The organism is Streptomyces sp. NPDC057638 (assembly GCF_042800315.1).
Classification (GTDB): Bacteria; Actinomycetota; Actinomycetes; order Streptomycetales; family Streptomycetaceae; genus Streptomyces.
The window spans coordinates 1-16509 of the sequence record NZ_JBHVHF010000185.1; the positions used below are offsets into that span (position 1 = coordinate 1).

Annotated in this window: 13 protein-coding genes; 8 read left to right on the forward strand and 5 right to left on the reverse strand. The window is 72.8% G+C overall.

The annotated features are described in order from the left end of the window. Window positions 1-149 precede the first annotated feature (149 nt). Together ACFVIM_RS22980 and ACFVIM_RS22985 are read left to right on the forward strand one after the other, a co-directional pair. The gene (locus ACFVIM_RS22980) at window positions 150-1670 is read left to right on the forward strand and encodes an aldehyde dehydrogenase (protein ID WP_384304289.1); all 1521 of its coding nucleotides are present in this window, start codon (window positions 150-152) and stop codon (window positions 1668-1670) included. A gap of 51 nt (window positions 1671-1721) precedes the next feature. Then, window positions 1722-1955, forward strand: a complete 234-nt coding sequence (locus ACFVIM_RS22985) for a ferredoxin (protein ID WP_384304292.1) — start codon at window positions 1722-1724, stop codon at window positions 1953-1955. Window positions 1956-2084: 129 nt separating this feature from the next. Here ACFVIM_RS22985 and ACFVIM_RS22990 read toward each other — a convergent pair whose 3' ends face one another. Further along, window positions 2085-2726, reverse strand: a complete 642-nt coding sequence (locus ACFVIM_RS22990) for a TetR family transcriptional regulator (protein WP_384304295.1) — start codon at window positions 2724-2726, stop codon at window positions 2085-2087. 270 nt (window positions 2727-2996) lie between these two features. Here ACFVIM_RS22990 and ACFVIM_RS22995 point away from each other — a divergent pair, with 270 nt between their 5' ends. The 4 genes from ACFVIM_RS22995 (at window position 2997) to ACFVIM_RS23010 (ending at window position 8289) form a co-directional block, all read left to right on the forward strand. Beyond that, window positions 2997-4418 (forward strand): glycosyltransferase family 4 protein, encoded by a 1422-nt coding sequence (locus ACFVIM_RS22995; RefSeq protein WP_384304297.1) that lies wholly within the window; start codon window positions 2997-2999, stop codon window positions 4416-4418. After that, a complete protein-coding gene (locus ACFVIM_RS23000; protein WP_384304300.1) occupies window positions 4412-5143 on the forward strand; it encodes a class I SAM-dependent methyltransferase in 732 nt (243 codons plus the stop codon). Before ACFVIM_RS22995 ends, ACFVIM_RS23000 begins: the two co-directional genes overlap by 7 nt. Then, on the forward strand, window positions 5140-6228 hold the full coding sequence (locus ACFVIM_RS23005) for a prenyltransferase (RefSeq protein WP_384304302.1): 1089 nt from the start codon (window positions 5140-5142) through the stop codon (window positions 6226-6228). The genes ACFVIM_RS23000 and ACFVIM_RS23005 overlap by 4 nt, the downstream gene beginning before the upstream one ends. 489 nt (window positions 6229-6717) lie before the next feature. After that, window positions 6718-8289, forward strand: coding sequence for an integrase (locus ACFVIM_RS23010; protein WP_384304304.1), 1572 nt, complete (start codon window positions 6718-6720; stop codon window positions 8287-8289). Between the two features lie 474 nt (window positions 8290-8763). On the opposite strand, the gene ACFVIM_RS23015 is transcribed toward ACFVIM_RS23010, so the two are convergent. The 4 genes from ACFVIM_RS23015 to ACFVIM_RS23030 form a co-directional block, all read right to left on the reverse strand. Next, window positions 8764-9774, reverse strand: coding sequence for an LLM class F420-dependent oxidoreductase (locus ACFVIM_RS23015; RefSeq protein ID WP_384304307.1), 1011 nt, complete (start codon window positions 9772-9774; stop codon window positions 8764-8766). Between the two features lie 115 nt (window positions 9775-9889). Beyond that, the gene (locus ACFVIM_RS23020) at window positions 9890-10681 is read right to left on the reverse strand and encodes a hypothetical protein (protein ID WP_384304309.1); all 792 of its coding nucleotides are present in this window, start codon (window positions 10679-10681) and stop codon (window positions 9890-9892) included. Between the two features lie 318 nt (window positions 10682-10999). Next, window positions 11000-11860: an N-acetylmuramoyl-L-alanine amidase gene (locus tag ACFVIM_RS23025; protein ID WP_384304318.1), complete on the reverse strand. Its 861-nt coding sequence runs from the start codon at window positions 11858-11860 to the stop codon at window positions 11000-11002. Between the two features lie 113 nt (window positions 11861-11973). Then, window positions 11974-12621 carry a class I SAM-dependent methyltransferase gene (locus tag ACFVIM_RS23030; RefSeq protein ID WP_384304311.1) on the reverse strand — a complete coding sequence of 216 codons (648 nt, stop codon included), beginning with the start codon at window positions 12619-12621 and terminating at the stop codon, window positions 11974-11976. 598 nt (window positions 12622-13219) lie between these two features. Between ACFVIM_RS23030 and ACFVIM_RS23035 the strand changes: the two genes are divergently transcribed. Then, window positions 13220-14557, forward strand: a complete 1338-nt coding sequence (locus tag ACFVIM_RS23035) for an SGNH/GDSL hydrolase family protein (protein ID WP_384304314.1) — start codon at window positions 13220-13222, stop codon at window positions 14555-14557. A gap of 146 nt (window positions 14558-14703) precedes the next feature. Beyond that, on the forward strand, window positions 14704-16299 hold the full coding sequence (locus tag ACFVIM_RS23040; RefSeq protein WP_384304316.1) for an MFS transporter: 1596 nt from the start codon (window positions 14704-14706) through the stop codon (window positions 16297-16299). Window positions 16300-16509: the final 210 nt, after the last annotated feature.

A 16509-nucleotide genomic window follows, 5' to 3' on the forward strand; every position in this document is an offset into this window, starting at 1 on the left:
GGCCCGTGGCCCACGGCGGCGCGGGACGTCCGGGCATCGCCCGCTGTGCGGGTCGTCCGGCGCATTGCCCGCCGTCAGGAGAACTGATATCAGTTCTGACGAGGCGTCAGAAGATGTCAGTGGCGGGTACGTGGCTGGGAGGCTGGTCCATGACCGAGCGAACGGCGGACACTCACCCCTCCGGGGGCCTTGTCGAGCACGGGAGCCTCTTCGTCGGCGGGGAGTTCACCGACCCCCTCGGCACCGGGACGATCGAGGTCGTCTCACCCCACACCGAGAAGGTCATCGGCCGGGTCCCGGCCGCCTCCCGCGCCGATGTGGACCGCGCGGTCGCCGCCGCCCGGCGGGCGTTCGACGAGGGCCCCTGGCCCAGGACACCGCTGGCGGAGCGGATCGAGGTCGTCGGCCGGATCAAGGACGCCATCGGCGCCCGCCATGACGAACTGGCCCGTCTGATCAGCGCGCAGAACGGCTCGCCCTACTCCTGGAGCGTGCTGGCGCAGGGGCTCGGCGCGATGCTGGTGTGGGACACCTACCTGGGCATAGCCCGGGACTTCGGCTACGAGGAACACCGCGCCGGAGTGCTCGGACCGGTGCTCGTCCGCCGGGAACCGGTCGGGGTCGTCGCCGCCGTCGTGCCGTGGAACGTGCCCCAGTTCATCGCCGCCGCCAAGCTGGCGCCCGCGCTGCTCGCGGGGTGTACGGCGGTGCTCAAGCCCGCGCCCGAGACACCCCTCGACGCCTACGTCCTCGCCGAGATCGCCCGCGAGGCCGGGCTCCCGGAAGGCGTGCTCTCCATCCTCCCCGCCGACCGCGAGGTCAGCGAGTACCTGGTGGGCCACCCCGGCGTCGACAAGGTCTCCTTCACCGGCTCCGTCGCGGCGGGCAGACGGGTCATGGCCGTCGCCGCCGGACAGCTCTCCCGGGTCACCCTGGAACTCGGCGGCAAGTCGGCCGCCGTGATCCTGCCCGACGCGGACCTCGACGCCACCCTGGCCCAGCTCGTCCCCGCCGCCTGGATGAACAACGGCCAGGCGTGCGTCGCCCAGACCCGGATCCTCGCCCCGCGCGAACGCTACGACGAGATCGCCGGGGCCCTCACGGCCGCCGCCTCCGCCCTCACCGTCGGCGACCCCCTCGACCCGGCCACCCAGGTCGGCCCCCTGGTCGCCGAACGCCAGCGCCGCCGCAGCCTCGACTACATCGCCTCCGGCCGCCAGGAGGGCGCCGAACTCCTCGTCGGCGGCGGCCGGCCCGACGGGCTCGACCGGGGCTGGTACGTCGAGCCGACACTCTTCGGCGAGGTCGACAACGGGATGCGGATCGCCCGCGAGGAGATCTTCGGCCCGGTCGTCTGTCTGCTGCCGTACGGGGACGAGACCGAGGCCGCCAAGATCGCCGACGACTCCGCCTACGGTCTCAGCGGCTCCGTCTGGACCGCCGATGTCGAACGCGGCATCGACTTCGCCCGCCGGATCAGGACGGGCACCTTCTGCGTCAACACCTTCAGTGTGGACATGCTTGGGCCGTTCGGGGGCTATAAGGACTCCGGCGTCGGGCGGGAGTTCGGCCCCGAGGGATACGGTGAGTACCTGGAGCACAAGATGGTCCATCTGCCCGCCGGGTACACGAGCGCCGAAGGCGGCACGGCGGACGCCCGCACGGAGTGAGGGCCATCGGAACCACGTTCGGTGCGCGACGGAGGCGACGGAGGCGAACGGATGGGTGACCGCTGGCGGGTCGAGGTCGACCGGGGCGTCTGCATCGGATCGGGCATGTGCGCGGGGACGGCGCCGGAGGGTTTCCGGCTGGACGGCGCCCGCCAGGCGCACCCTGTGACGGAGGAGACGGACGAGAGCGACGGGGTGCTCTCGGCGGCGGAGAACTGCCCGGTGGAGGCGATCCGTATCTCCCTGCACCCCTCGGGGGCGCCGGTCTTCCCGCCGGAGGACTGAGGCCGCGGTCGCTTCCGCCCGTGGGGCTCGCGGCCATGGGTCTGGCGCCTGTGGATCTCGCGCCTGTGGATCTCGCATCCGCGACGGCTCGGGCCGCGACGCCGCCAGGTCGGCTCAGTCCGCAGCCGTTCAGCCCCGGCGCCCGGGCTCCGCGCCGGGGCCCGCCGGGTCCGTGAGGGTGATGAGGCGGCAGACCGTCTCGATGTCGATCTTCACCTGGGCGATCGAGGCCCGTCCGGAGAGCCAGGTGATCAGGGCCGAGTGCCAGGTGTGCTCGATCACCCGTACCACCGAGAGCTGCTCGGGCGTCGGGTGCTCCTGGCCCATCGCGTCCAGGATGATCGCGGTCGTCTGCCGGGAGACCGTGTCCACCTCGGGGCTGACGCTGCGGTCCGCGAAGGTCAGGGAGCGCACCATCGCGTCCGCGAGCTGTGGCTCCCGCTGGAGCGCGCGGAAGGCGCGCATCAGGGTCTCGGCGACCCGCTCCGCCGGGTTCTCCCCGGCCGGGGGGCGCTTGCGGAGGGTGGTGTGGAGGCCGTCGAGCTGGGCCTGCATGGTGGCCACCAGCAGATGGATCTTGGAGGGGAAGTAGCGGTAGAGCGTGCCGAGGGCGACACAGGACACCTCCGCGACCTCGCGCATCTGCACCGCGTCGAACCCGCCCCGGCTCGCCAGCTCCGCGCTCGCCTGGAGGATGCGGCGGCGGCGGGCTTCCTGGCGCTCCGTCAGCGGTGGTGACGGTGGCGTGGGCGGGGTCGCGTGGGTTCTCATCTCTTCCGTCCCCGTTCTGGATCTCTGCCGTTCCCCATGACGGTCCTCAGGACTGTCTCCGTGGCCGTCCCCGTTGCCGTTGCCGGGGCCGTTCCCGTGGTTGTCTCCGTGGCTGTCCCCGCCGTGGCGCGAATCACCTGATCCAGCCCTCCCGCCGGAGCTACCTGCGGGTAGATTCAAAGCTCGTCGAGCGATCAAGTCTGAAACTTGTTCTAGATTAGCGCGAGCGGTTACGCTCCGGCGAAAACACGGGAAAGAAGGGGGCCGTGAGTGACCGCTGAGGCCATCGAGGTCGGCCCCCACCAGGGATCCGAGACCTCCGGGGCCCGCGCCTCCGACGGTGGTGAACGGCCGCTGCGCATCGCGCTCCTGACGTACAAGGGGAACCCGTTCTGCGGCGGGCAGGGCGTCTACGTACGCCATCTCTCCCGCGAGCTGGCCCGCCTCGGACACCGGGTCGAGGTCATCGGCGCCCAGCCCTATCCCGTCCTCGACGAGGCCGACGGCGTCACCCTCACCGAGCTGCCCAGCCTCGACCTCTACCGCAGCCCCGACCCCTTCCGCACCCCGCGCCGCGAGGAGTACCGCGACTGGGTCGACGCGCTGGAGGTCGGCACCATGTGGACCGGCGGATTCCCCGAGCCGCTCACCTTCTCGCTGCGGGCCCGGCGCCATCTCGCCGCCCGGCGCGGTGACTTCGACGTCATCCACGACAACCAGACCCTCGGCTACGGACTCCTCGCCGACCTCGGCGCGCCCCTGGTGACCACCGTCCACCACCCCATCACCGTCGACCGCCGGCTGGAACTGGACGCCGCCGCCGACTGGCGCCGCCGTGCCTCCGTCCGCCGCTGGTACGGCTTCACCCGGATGCAGCGGCGCGTGGCCCGGCGGCTGCCGTCGGTGCTGACCGTCTCCGGCTCCTCCCGGCAGGAGATCGTGGACCACCTCGGCGTACGGGAGGACCGCGTCCATGTGGTCCCGATCGGCGCCGACACCGGACTCTTCGCCCCCGACCCGGCCGTGCCCGAGGTGCCCGGCCGGATCGTCACCACCTCCAGCGCCGACGTGCCGCTCAAGGGGCTGGTGTACCTGGTCGAGGCGCTCGCCCAACTCCGTACCGGCCATCCCGACGCGCATCTCGTCGTCGTCGGCAAGCGGGCCGAGGACGGGCCGGTGGCGCGGATGATCGAGCGGCACGGGCTCGGCGAGCGGGTCGAGTTCGTCAAGGGCATCTCCGACGCCGAACTGGTCGACCTGGTGCGCGGGGCCCAGATCGCGTGTGTGCCCTCGCTCTACGAGGGGTTCTCGCTGCCCGCCGCCGAGGCCATGGCCACCGGGACCCCGCTGGTCGCCACCACCGGCGGAGCGATCCCCGAGGTCGCGGGTCCCGACGGCGAGACCTGCCTCGCCGTACCCCCCGGCGACGCGGGCGCGCTCGCCGTGGCGCTCGGGAAGCTGCTGGCCGACCCGGAGCTGCGGGCCCGGCTCGGCGCGGCCGGGCGCCAGCGGGTGCTGGAACGGTTCACCTGGGCCCGGGCCGCCGAAGGCACCGCCGCCCTCTACCGGGCCGCCATCGCCCGGCGCGGCAGACCCGTCACCACCGCCGCCCTCAGCGCCGCCCCACCCTCCGGCCGCGCACTCCCCGACCCCGGCCGCGCACCCCACCACGAAAGCGGGACCCCGTGCTGACCGTCGACTTCTCCCGATTCCCGCTCGCCCACGGCGACCGGGTACTCGACCTCGGCTGTGGCGCCGGGCGGCACGCCTTCGAGTGCTACCGCCGGGGCGCCCGGGTCGTCGCCCTCGACCGCAACAGCGAGGAGATCCGCGAGGTCGCCAAGTGGTTCGCCGCCATGGACGAGGCCGGGGAGGCACCCCAGGGCGCCACCGCCACCGCCATGGAAGGCGACGCGCTCAACCTGCCCTTCCCCGACGACTCCTTCGACGTCGTGATCATCTCCGAGGTCATGGAGCACATCCACGACGACAAGGGCGTCCTCGCCGAAATGGTCCGTGTGCTCAAGCCGGGCGGCCGGATCGCGGTCACCGTCCCCCGGTACGGACCCGAACGGGTCTGCTGGGCGCTCAGCGACGCCTACCACGAGGTCGAGGGCGGCCACATCCGCATCTACAAGGCCGACGAACTCCTCGCCAGGATCGAGGAGGCCGGACTCGTCCCCTACGGCACCCACCACGCGCACGCCCTGCACAGCCCCTACTGGTGGCTCAAGTGCGCCTTCGGCGTCGACAACGACCAGGCGCTGCCGGTCAAGGCGTACCACAAGCTCCTGGTCTGGGACATCATGAAGAAGCCGCTGGCCACCCGGCTCGCCGAGAAGGCCCTCAACCCCGTCCTCGGCAAGAGCTTCGTCGCCTACGCCACCAAGCCGCACCCTCCCCGGACGAAGGCGTGACCACCTCCCCCCGCGCACCGCGCACCGAACACCTCATCCTTCCCGGGGTCCTCACCGTCGGCCAGGCCGCCGAGACCGTCGCCGCGCTCGCCGCCGTCCAGCGGCCCGACGGCGCCATCCCCTGGTTCGCCGGGCACCACCTCGACCCCTGGGACCATGTCGAGGCCGCCATGGCGCTGGACGCCGCCGGGGAACACGACGCCGCGGCACGCGCGTACGCCTGGCTGGAACGGCACCAGAACCCCGACGGCTCCTGGTACGCCGCCTACCAGGACGGCGACCCCGAACGCCCCACCGACCTCGGACGCGAGACCAACTTCTGCGCCTACGTCGCCGTCGGCACCTGGCACCACTACCTCGCCACCGGCTCCGAGTCCTTCCTCGACCGGATGTGGCCCGTGGTCTGGCGGGCCATCGAGTTCGTCCTCCAGCTCCAGGCACCCGGCGGCGAGATCGGCTGGAAGCGCGAGGCCGACGGCACCCCCGTCCACGACGCGCTCCTCACCGGCTGCTCCTCCATCCACCACGCCCTGCGCTGCGCCCTCGCCATCGCCGACGAACGCGGCGAATCCCAACCCGAATGGGAACTGGCCACCGGCGCCCTCGCCCACGCCATCCAGCACCACCCCGAGCGCTTCCTCAACAAGGACCGCTACTCGATGGACTGGTACTACCCGGTCCTCGGCGGCGCGGTCACCGGCCCCGACGCCCAGGCCCGCATCGAGAGCCGCTGGCACGACTTCGTCGTCCCCGGCCTCGGCGTGCGCTGCGTGGTCCCCAACCCCTGGGTCACCGGCGGCGAAAGCAGCGAACTCGCCCTCGCCCTCTGGGCGATCGGCGAATCCGACCGCGCCCTGGAAATCCTCCAGTCCCTGCGCCACCTGCGCGCCGACGGCGGCCTCTACTGGACCGGCTACGTCTTCGAGGGCGCCGACCAGGCCATCTGGCCCCACGAACAGACCACCTGGACCGCGGGCTCCCTGCTGCTGGCGGTCGCCGCACTGGGCGGCGACGAGGCCACGACAGCGGTCTTCGGGGGTGCGCGGCTGCCGTGGGGGCTGGGGCCGGAGTGCTGCGGGGGGTGAGGGGGGTGCGGGGGTGTGCGGGCCGGGCCCTGTGTTGCTCGGTAGCTTGGTCCGCGCACGCTGGGGATTCTCTACCGAATGAAAATGGGGTTACCGGCGGGTAGAACCACAGGTCAGGAGGTGTGGGCCCCGCAGGCGCGGGGATAGACCGAGGTAGGGGGAGCCTCTCCGGCGGGCTGGCCTGTCGCGTATGCGACAGGCGCAGGTGACGCAAAAGGTCCGCGCGGCTACAGTGCAGCCGCGCGGACCAAAGAAAAGAGGGGCAGTGGCCATGACGGCGAGTGCCCCTTCAAGTCTTCGAACAACGTAGCACGATACTTGACGGTATGAGTTACGTCGGTATCGCTCAGTGCGACGGCGTGAACGCGGCTCCCGCATATCCGGAGGCACCGACGCCCGCTTATGCCGGTTCGGGCTTCGATAGGGTGCCGCAATGGCCGCCTCAGCCCAGGATCCGTACGCCCGGCATGTTCTCTTTTTCTCTTACGTATGTCGGACTACTTCGCCGACGAGCGCACGCCGTGGCCGCGCCGACTGTGGGACATAGGCTCCGTCCTCGCCTTGGAGGAGCTCTGGGAAGCGGGCCACTGGCAGGCCCACAGCGTGCTGTCACTCTCCGCCTGCGACTCGCAGCGCAACGAGCTCCGCGCGCTCCTCGGCCGGCATGCCGGTCTCGGTGACAAGGACCTCCGCAAAGAGATCACGGCACTCCTCAGCAAGCCTCTGCCCGATCCCAGCCCTGAACGGCGACGGCTCAAGCAGGTCATCGGGCATCTGCGCCCCGGGTACCTGGACCGCTGGGTGACCGCGATCTCGATCGACGAAACCAAGCGGGTCAAGCCCGAACGGTTCTCCCGGACCCTCGCCGCTCACCTCCTCGACCTCGGCTACAGCCCGCTGCACCTGCGTGCCTGGGCACGCGAGCTGAAGACCGCCCAGGCCACGATCACCGATATAGCCGAGAGCGCGGCGGCACTCGCCCGTGCCCGCCCGCGTACCTTCGATGTCCTCGTCGCCCTCGACAAAGTCCCCCACCGCGATATCGCCGAGCCACTGCCGAACTGGCTTGCCAAGGGCCAGGTCGTCGCCTGGCTGCGCGATCACGGCTACCCCACGGCGGGCTTCCGCACCGGCGGCGGCTTTGTCTACCAGCTGAAGGCTCTCGACCCTCTCGGCGCAGCCGACCGAGCCCGGCAACTGGTGGACCGGATGACCGCCCGGTCGGAGTTCCTGCGCAACCGGCGCGGCGGCGTCCGGCCGCTGCCCCACCTCTGGGTCGCCGGACACGACACCCCGATCCCGCTGGAACCTCCCGCCCGGGGCGTCGACGTCCTCTCCCTCGTCTATGAGGGTCACCTCTACAACGTCGACGTCCGGGGGCGCGTCGACGACGCCCTCGAACTCGCCGTCGCCAGCAACCGGGGCGCCCTCGCCCCCGCCGTGGCCGGCGGCTGGGCTGCCGTCGAATCCCTCCTCGTCCACCCCGATGACCCCAAGGGCGACGGGGAACGGTCCGGAAAGGCCATCGCCGCCGACCGGATGGCGGCCATCATCGCCTGCTCATGGCCCCGCGCCGAGCTGACCAGCCTGGCCCATCACCACCAGCCCGCCCAGCCGGACGCCCTTTTCGACGCCATCGCCGCCAGCACGACCAACCGGGAACGCGCCCGCCTCGTCGCCGACGCCCTCCGAGACCGTGGCCCCGGCGCCCTCGTCCTGAAGTACACCGACACCGCCGCCGCCCAGCGGATGGTCAACCTGGTCAATGACCCCCGTACCCAGCTCCAAGAGGTCAACAGAGCCTTCCGCATCGCCATGCGGCGCCTCTACCGCACCCGCAATATCGTCCTTCACGGTGGAGCCACTCAAGGTGTCGCCCTCGATGCCTCCCTCCGTACCGCCGCACCCCTTCTCGGCGCCGGCCTCGACCGCATCGTCCACGCCTTCTACACCGAAGCCCTCGATCCCCTCGATCTGGCCGCCCGCGCCGAAACCTCCATGCAATTCGTCCACGGTGAAACCGGACTGTCCACTGTCGACCTTCTCGAACCACCCCGCTGACCCTCGTTACGCCTTTCTCGCTGAGCGCCACCGAAGTGCCACGCCCGAGCGGGACCCTGCGCGTGGGGCGCGGTCACGGAGCCGGGGCTTCGGGAGGGGTGGGGAATGCGGCTGCGTCGGGCGTTGGTCGGGGTTGTGGTCGGGGGCGCGTTTGTGGTGGGAGGGGAGGCGGCTCCCGTGACGGGGGCGAGTGCGGAGCCGGTGCGGGTGGGGGTGGGGGTGGAGTGTGGGTGGGTGCCGGGTGGGGGGAAGCCGAATCATGTGGTGTGGGTGCGGGCCTCGGCGGTCGCGCGGAGTGGGCCCCACGCGGAGTGCGGGGGTGGGGTGCGGCCCGGTGGGGTGTGGACGGCCCCGTACTGCGTGGTCCGCAACTCCCTGGGGAACACGTGGTTCGCGACCGAGTTCGGGTGGATCCACCGGGACCATTTCGCCTTCCGGTACGGCGAGCCGTCCAACCGCTGCGCCCCCGCGTCCTCAGCGGGTGAGGTCGGCGAGGACGCGCAGGGTGGTGGGGGTGGCGCCGGTGATCAGGAGGTCGGTGATCCGGGAGGCGCGCCAGGCTTCCAGGCGTTCCGCGATCCGGGCCCTGGGTCCCACCAGGGAGATCTCGTCCGCGAACGCGTCCGGTACCGCCCGTATCGCGTCCTCGCGCCGTCCGTCGGCGAAGAGTCGCTGGATATGGCGGGCCTCGTCCTCGTAGCCCATCCGTGCCATCAGGTCGGCGTGGAAGTTACGGGTGGTGTGGCCCATTCCGCCGATGTAGAAGGCCAGGGTGGCCTTCACCGGCAGCAGTCCTTCCGCGATGTCGTCGCAGACGGTGGCCCGTGCCATGGGGGCGATGAGGAAGTCCTCGCGCGCCCCTGCGAGGGTCTGTTCGTAGAGTTCCGGCCGCAGTGGTGACCAGTACAGGGGGAGCCAGCCGTCGGCGATCTCGATGGTCTGGGCGATATTGCGGGGGCCTTCGGCGCCGAGGAGCAGGGGCAGGGTGGGGCGCAGGGGGTGGGTGATGGGTTTGAGGGGTTTGCCCAGGCCGGTGGCGTCCGGGCCGCGATAAGGGTGTTGGTGGAACCTGCCGTCGAGTCGCACCGGCCCCTCGCGGCGCAGGACCTGGCGGACGATGTCCACGTACTCGCGGGTCGCGGTCAGCGGGCTGGCGGGGAAGGGGCGTCCGTACCAGCCTTCGACCACCTGGGGGCCGGAGAGGCCGAGTCCCAGCAGGACCCGGCCGCCGGAGAGGTGGTCCAGGGTGAGCGCCTGCATCGCGGTGGCGGTGGGGGAGCGGGCGGACATCTGCGCGATGGCGGTGCCCAGCCGGATCCGGGTGGTGTGGGCGGCGAGCCAGGCCAGCGGGGTGAAGGCGTCGGAGCCCCAGGCTTCGGCGGTCCAGGCCGAGTCGTAGCCGAGCCGTTCGGCCTCCTGGACCAGTTCGCGGTGGGCCGGGTCGGGGCCCCGGCCCCAGTAGCCGAGCGCGAGACCGAGTCGCATGCGGCACCTCCGTACCGTCGGACACCCTGGTTCTGAGGGAGCGTCAGAATAGGCCGATGGGCCCCCGCCCGGGAAGGGAGGGGGCCCATCGGCCCTGAGGTTTCTCCGGTCGTGGTCAGCCGCGCTGGATGCCGGAGGTGTCCTGGAGGACGCCGCGACGGCCGTCCTGGGTCTGGGCGACCAGCCCCCCGCCGCGCTGGTCGACCGCGAGGTACCAGGTGCCGGGGGAGAGTTCGGCGATCGGCGTCGGCGAGCCGTCCTCGGCGTAGAGGGGACGGGCCACCGGCACCGCGAACCAGAACGGGGAGAACTCGCCGCCCTGGCCGCCCGCCGCCCCCGGCTGTCCGCCGTAGGAGGGCTGGGGCTGGCCGCTGTACGGGGCCTGCTGGGCGCCGCCGCCCGGGTAGCCGTACCCGGTCGGCGGCTGCCCCCCGTACGGCGCCGGGGCCGGGCGGGGAGCGCCGATCAGCGGTGCCTTCAGCGCGCCCACCAGCTGGGAGCCGACCGCGCCCGCCGCCAGTACCAGCGCGCCGACGAAGCCGAGGATCAGACCCGTGCCCGCCTCCAGCTCCCGCAGACCGTCGAGGTCCAGCGAGCCCGCCGGGTCGAAGATCGCGCCGAGCGAGGACCACGCGGTGAAGAGGGCCAGCGCGAGCCCGAGCTGCCCCAGCTCGATCCCCAGGACCTTCGGCGGACGGGGCAGCAGCCGCGCGAGCACGATCAAAGCCGCCGCGATGATCCCCGCCAGATACACGCTCATCAGCAGGGAGCCGTTGTCCCACGCGTTGGGGACGTCGTCGCAGCCGGCACCGGAACAGTCGAACGTATCGAGGAACGAGGCGATGAAGAGCAGTACCGCTGCTCCGATCACCACGCCATCACCTCGGATGAGGGAGCGGATGTTCACGTGAAAAGTCCTTCGTCGGTCGTCTCATCGGGGCGGTCCTCGCTGCCGCCGGGGGCGGTGAGCGCGGCGCGGAGCTCAGGGGCCATCGTAGGAGGTGAATCTACCGTCTGCCCTCCCTCAGCGTCTGCGGACCCGTGCCGCGCGCGACCCGGTGACGGCCCGGTGATGACCCGGACCGTGGCCCCGATGGTGACCCTGGTGGCCACCCCGATCGCCACCCCGATGACGGCCCCGGCAAAGACCCCGGTGCGGACCTCCTGGGTGTGGTCCCGGTCGCGGGTGTGACGCCGTCCCGCCGTCCGCGCGGGGGCGGGGGTGTCAGAGGAGGAAGTCGTGGAGGGCGGTGGCGAGGGCGCGGGCGGTCTCCGCGCGCCAGGCCGGGGAGGCGAGCAGGGCCGCGTCCCGGGGGTCGCCCATGTTGCCGTGTTCCACGAAGACCTTGGGGACGGTCGAGAGGTTCAGCCCGCCGAGGTCCGACCGTACGTCGAGGCCCGATCCGCCGCCCACATAGTTCGACGGCGCGCTCCCGTCCACCCGGGCCAGCCGCGCCACGATCCGTTCGCCCAGCTCCCGCGAGGGCCCGGTGATCGGCCGGGTGTCCGCCGCGCCCGCCACCACCTCCGCCGGGAGGATCACATGGAAGCCCCGGTGCCCCGCCGCCGCGCCGTCCGCGTGCAGGGAGACGACGGCGTCCGCCGCCGCCCGGTTGCCGATCCGGGCCCGCTCGTCCACACACGGCCCGAACGCCCGCTCCCCGTCCCGGTGGGTGAGGACCACCGTCGCGCCGAGCTGCCGCAGCCGGGTGTCCAGCTCGGTGGCGAGGGCGCGGGTGAAGGCGGCCTCGGTGGAGCCGTCGGCGGTGGCGGTGCCGGTGGTGTCGCACTCCTTGTGGTGGGTGCCGACGTCGACGAGACGGTTGATGGCGGTGGTGTGGTGGACGTTGCCGGGGTTGTGTCCGGGGTCGATGACGACGACCCGGCCGGTGAGCGGTCCGTCGGGCCGGGCGCCGCGTCCGTGTGGGGGCGGGGACGGTTCCGTCCGTGCGGGGGCGGGGGAATCCGGTGTCCGTACGGAGGTGGGGGTGTTCTCGTGGCGTACGGGCGACGAGGGGGCCGGGCGGCCCGCCGCCGCCTCGCCGTCCGTCGCCCACCAGGTCAGCCCGACCGCCAGAGCGCCCATGACCAGCGTCGCCGCCAACGCGGCGGCGGTATGGGCGCGGACCCGCCCCGCCGCGCGCCTTCCGTCCGGTGTATCCGTCTTCCTCGGCACGGTCGGGATCGTACGCCCGTGTCCTAGATACCCGGCCCGCCGCGGCGCAGGACGCGCAGCGAGTCACTCGCGGAGACCTCGGTGAAGGCGCCGGAGGCCAGGGCGCGCTGATGGATCCGGTAGGGGGCCTGGCCGCCGTCGGCCGGGTCGGGGAAGACGTCGTGGATCACCAGCAGTCCGCCGTCGGCGAGATGCGGGGCCCAGCCCTCGTAGTCGCCGGTGGCGTGTTCGTCGGTGTGGCCGCCGTCGATGAAGACCAGCCCCAGGGGCGTGTTCCACAACCGTGCCACCTGCGGTGAACGGCCGACGATCGCCACCACGTGCTCTTCGAGACCGGCCGCGTGCAGGGTGCGCCGGAACCGGGGCAGGGTGTCCATCCGGCCCACCTCGGGGTCGACCAGCGACGGGTCGTGGTACTCCCAGCCCGGCTGCTGTTCCTCGCTGCCCCGGTGGTGGTCGACGGTGACGGCGCTCACCCCGGCGCCGCGCGCCGCGTCGGCGAGCAGGATGGTGGAGCGGCCGCAGTAGGTGCCCACCTCCAGCAGCGGCAGCCCCAGCCGCGCGGCCTCGACGGCGGCGGCGTGGAGGGCCAGCCCCTCCCCGAGCGGCATGAATCCCGTGGCCTGTTCGAAGGCGGCGAGGGTCTCGTGCGGGGGTGCGGCGGTGGCCATGGGGTTCCTTCGCGGGTGGGTGGTGGTTCCGGTACCGGTACCGGTGTTCCGGTACCGGTACTGCCGTCGGTGTCGGTGTCGGTTCATGGTGCCGTACGGGGTGGGGTGGGCCGGGGCGGGGGCCTCCGCTGCCGTACGGGGGCCCGGGGCGCGGGCCCGCGTACGGAACGCCGGTTCGTGGCCGGAGGGGTGAGCGAACGCGCCTCGCGCTCGGCGCGGGGGCCTCGCCCGTCACCACGGCGTGATGGCCGCCGCCCACCTCGGACCGTGGCGCGGCGGCCGTCGTCGTCCCGGAGCGGTTCGCCGGGTCCCGGGGGCCGGGTGGGGCCGGCGCACGACATCGGGCGGGGCGGCGGTGGTGGCGCCGCCGCTCCGTCCGTGAGGGGTGCGCGCCGTCGTTGTCGGGGGGTGTGTGGTGATTGGTTCGGGTATGGGGATATCCCTGTCTTTTAGTGCTAGGTGGATGTCCTGTGCCGGACATACGATCCCGGGGCTCCCGTATCGAACTCATAGGCGGCTCAGGTGACTTGGGCCCCAAGAGAGGCGGCACGTTCTCATGCGCCCATCCCTGCGCCCATCCCTCCGGCGGTTCTCCGTCGTGACCCTCGCCACCGCCACCGCCCTGGCGCTCGCCCTGACCGGCGCGCCCGCCGGGGCCGCCGCCCCGGTGCCGGACCATCCGGGCGCTGCGACGGGAGCGGGAACGGGCTCCGATACGGGCTCCGGTACAGCCTCCGGTACGGCTCCCCGCGCGGTCGCCGGGCGGGCGTCCGGCTGGGCCTCCGCCTGGGGCACGGCCCACCAGTACCCCGTCGCCCTCGCCGCCTGGCCCCACAACTGGTCGGTGGAGGGGTTCTCCGACCAGAGCCTGCGCCAGGTCGTCCGGGTCAGCGCGGGCGGCGGCCAGGTGCGGATCCGGGTGTCCAACCGGTACGGGAGCGCCCCGCTCGCCCTCACCGGCGCCACCGTCGCCCGTGCCGGGGACGGCGCCACCGTACAGCCCGGCAGTGTGCGGACCCTGCGCTTCGGGGCGGCGCGCGGGGTGCGGGTCGCGGCGGGCCGGGACCGGGTCTCGGACCCGGTCAGCCTCCCCGTACGCCCGCTGGAGAAGCTGACGGTCACGTTCCACTTCGCCCGGCCCACCGGACCCGTCTCCTTCCACTACATGGGACTGACCACCACCTACCGGGCCGGGGGTGACCGTACCCACGACACCTCCGGGCAGCCGTTCACCGCGACCAGCGGGTCCCTCTACGCGCTCGCCGGAGTGGAGGTGGCCGGGCCGCGCGCCGACGGCACGGTCGTCGCCTTCGGCGACTCCATCACCGACGGCGCCGGATCCACCCAGGACGCCGACAACCGCTACCCGGACCAGCTCGCTGAGCGCCTCGCCGCCGACGGCTCCCCGCTCGGGGTGGTCAACGCCGGTCTCGGCGGAAACCGGCTGCTGTCCGACTCCGCCTGCTTCGGCGAGAGCGGGCTCGGCCGCTTCCGGCACGACGTACTCGACCGGCCGGGGGTGACCACGGCCGTCGTCCTGCTGGGCATCAACGACATCAGCGCCTCCGGCACCCCGGACATCGGCTGCGGTCTCGCGCCCTCGGTCACCGCCCAGCAGCTCATCGCGGCGCACGCGACGCTGGCGCGGCAGGCGCGGGCGCGGGGGATCAAGGCCGTCGGGGCGACGCTGATGCCGTTCAAGGGGGTCGGCTTCGGCTACTACTCGGAGGCGAAGGACGCCATCCGCAAGGAGGTCAACGCGTGGATCCGCACCAGCGGCGCCTATGACGCGGTCGTCGACCTCGACCGTGTGATGGCCGACCCGGCGGACCCGGACCGGCTGTCGCCCGGCTACGACGCGGGTGACCACCTCCACACCAACGACGCGGGCATGGACGCGATGGCCGAGGCGATCCGGCCTCATGTCCAGCCCTGATCCGTCGTACCCCTCTTTCCCGCCGTGTCGGCGGCGAGGGGTCGCGTCGGTACGGTCCGGCGCCGGGCGGGGGTGGTGAGCGTGCTCCCGCCGGGCGGGGAATATGCGGATGTACGCCACCCTCGTGGGCTGGGAGCATGGCGGGCATGGTCCAAGCCCCCTCAGACGGTTCAGAAGCCCCGAAAACACCAGAAGCCCTGTCGGCCCCCCAGGCACCGGAGATATCCCCACCCGGCACGGGCGCGCGGACCCGCATACCCGCCCCGGGCCGGTCCGGCCGCCCCGACCCGCTGGGGCAGCCCGGCCAGCCCGGCCAGCCCGGTCGCCCCGGTCAAGGCCGGACCCCCGCCCCCGGCGAGGCGCGCCACCCCCGCACCTGGCTGATCATCCTCGCCGCCTGCGCCGGTCAGTTCCTCGTCGTGCTCGATGTCTCCGTCATCACCGTGGCGCTGCCGTCCGTCCGCGCCGACCTCGGACTCTCCACCACCGCGCTGCTGTGGGTGCACAGCGCCTACTCCATCGCCTTCGCCGGGTTCATGCTCTTCGGCGGCCGGGCCGCCGACATCTTCGGACGTAAACGGATCTTCCTCTTCGGCCTGGCGCTCTTCACCCTCGCCTCCCTCGCGGGCGGGCTCGCCCAGGAGGGCTGGCAGCTGCTGCTCGCGCGGGCGGCCCAGGGGCTGGGCGCCGCCGTGCTGGCGCCCGCGACGCTCACCATCGTGACCTCGGCCGTCCCGGCGGGGGCCGCGCGGACCCGGGCGATCGGGACCTGGTCGGCGGTCGGCGCGGCGGGCGGCGCGGCCGGGGGGTTCGTCGGCGGGGCGCTGACCGATCTGCTCTCCTGGCGCTGGGTGCTGCTGATCAACGTGCCCATCGGCGCTCTGCTCCTGCTGGGGTCCGCCTTCTGGATCCGGGAGAGCCGCCAGGGCCGGGGCCGCAAGCTGGATCTGCCCGGCGCGATCCTGGTCACGGCCGGTCTCGCCGCGTTCGCCTATGGCATCGTCGAGACAGAGGAGTCCGGCTGGGGCACGGCCGCCGCCCTGGTGCCGCTGCTCGGCGGGCTCGCCCTGCTCGGGCTCTTCGTCGCCGTGGAGGCGCGCACCGCCCAGCCGCTGATGCCGCTGAAGCTCTTCCGCTCCCGCGCGGTCTCCGCCGCCAACGTGACCATGATGATCCTGGGGTCGGCCTCCTTCTCCATGTGGTTCTTCATGACCGTCTACGCCCAGAACGTCCTCGGCTACTCCCCGCTCGACGCGGGACTCGCCCTGATCCCCAGCTCCCTGAGCGTGGTCATCGGCTCCAAGCTGGCGCCGCCGCTGATGGCGCGGGCGGGGGCGAAGACCATCGCCGTCGCCGGGGCGCTGATCGCGGCGGGCGGCTTCGGCTGGCAGTCCCTGATGACGGTGGACGGGGGCTATCTGACCACCATCCTCGGCCCTGGTGTGCTGATGATGTTCGGCATCGGTCTGTCGGCCACCCCGCTGGCCTCGCTCGCCACGGCCGGGGCCGAACCGGGGGACGCGGGCCTGGTCTCCGGCCTGGTCAACACCTCCCGCACCATGGGCGGCGCCCTCGGTCTCGCGATCTACTCCACGGCCGCCGCCACCCGCACCGGGGGCAGCACCGCTCCGGCCGCCCTGGCCGAGGGGTACGCCCTCGCCTTCCGTACGAGCGCGTGTGTCCTGCTGGGCGGCGCGCTGCTGATGCTGCTCTGGCTGCCGCGCCGGTCGGAACACCGGTAGGCGTCCTCCTGTTCGGGGTCCGGCCCGGTACGGGGGTAGTCGGGCCGGGCATCTCCCCCTGACCGGAGACGCGTTGGGTCCGTGACCGGAGGATCGCCCCACTCGCCCGAAACGTGACGTCGCATTTCCGCCAGCACCGGCGTCCCGCACGCGAGAGAGTCGGCGGCGGGCCCCGCGCCTGATAGCCGGCCGGCCGCCCGTACACCCCGA

Excerpts from the sequence above, each read along its gene's own strand:
- ACFVIM_RS22980 (WP_384304289.1), top strand. The coding sequence starts at position 150 with ATGACCGAGCGAACGGCGGACACTCACCCCTCCGGGGGCCTTGTCGAG.
- ACFVIM_RS22985 (WP_384304292.1), top strand. The coding sequence starts at position 1,722 with ATGGGTGACCGCTGGCGGGTCGAGGTCGACCGGGGCGTCTGCATCGGA.
- ACFVIM_RS22990 (WP_384304295.1), bottom strand. The coding sequence starts at position 2,726 with ATGAGAACCCACGCGACCCCGCCCACGCCACCGTCACCACCGCTGACG.
- ACFVIM_RS23010 (WP_384304304.1), top strand. The coding sequence starts at position 6,718 with ATGTCGGACTACTTCGCCGACGAGCGCACGCCGTGGCCGCGCCGACTG.
- ACFVIM_RS23015 (WP_384304307.1), bottom strand. The coding sequence starts at position 9,774 with ATGCGACTCGGTCTCGCGCTCGGCTACTGGGGCCGGGGCCCCGACCCG.
- ACFVIM_RS23025 (WP_384304318.1), bottom strand. The coding sequence starts at position 11,860 with ATGGGCGCTCTGGCGGTCGGGCTGACCTGGTGGGCGACGGACGGCGAG.
- ACFVIM_RS23030 (WP_384304311.1), bottom strand. The coding sequence starts at position 12,621 with ATGGCCACCGCCGCACCCCCGCACGAGACCCTCGCCGCCTTCGAACAG.
- ACFVIM_RS23040 (WP_384304316.1), top strand. The coding sequence starts at position 14,704 with ATGGTCCAAGCCCCCTCAGACGGTTCAGAAGCCCCGAAAACACCAGAA.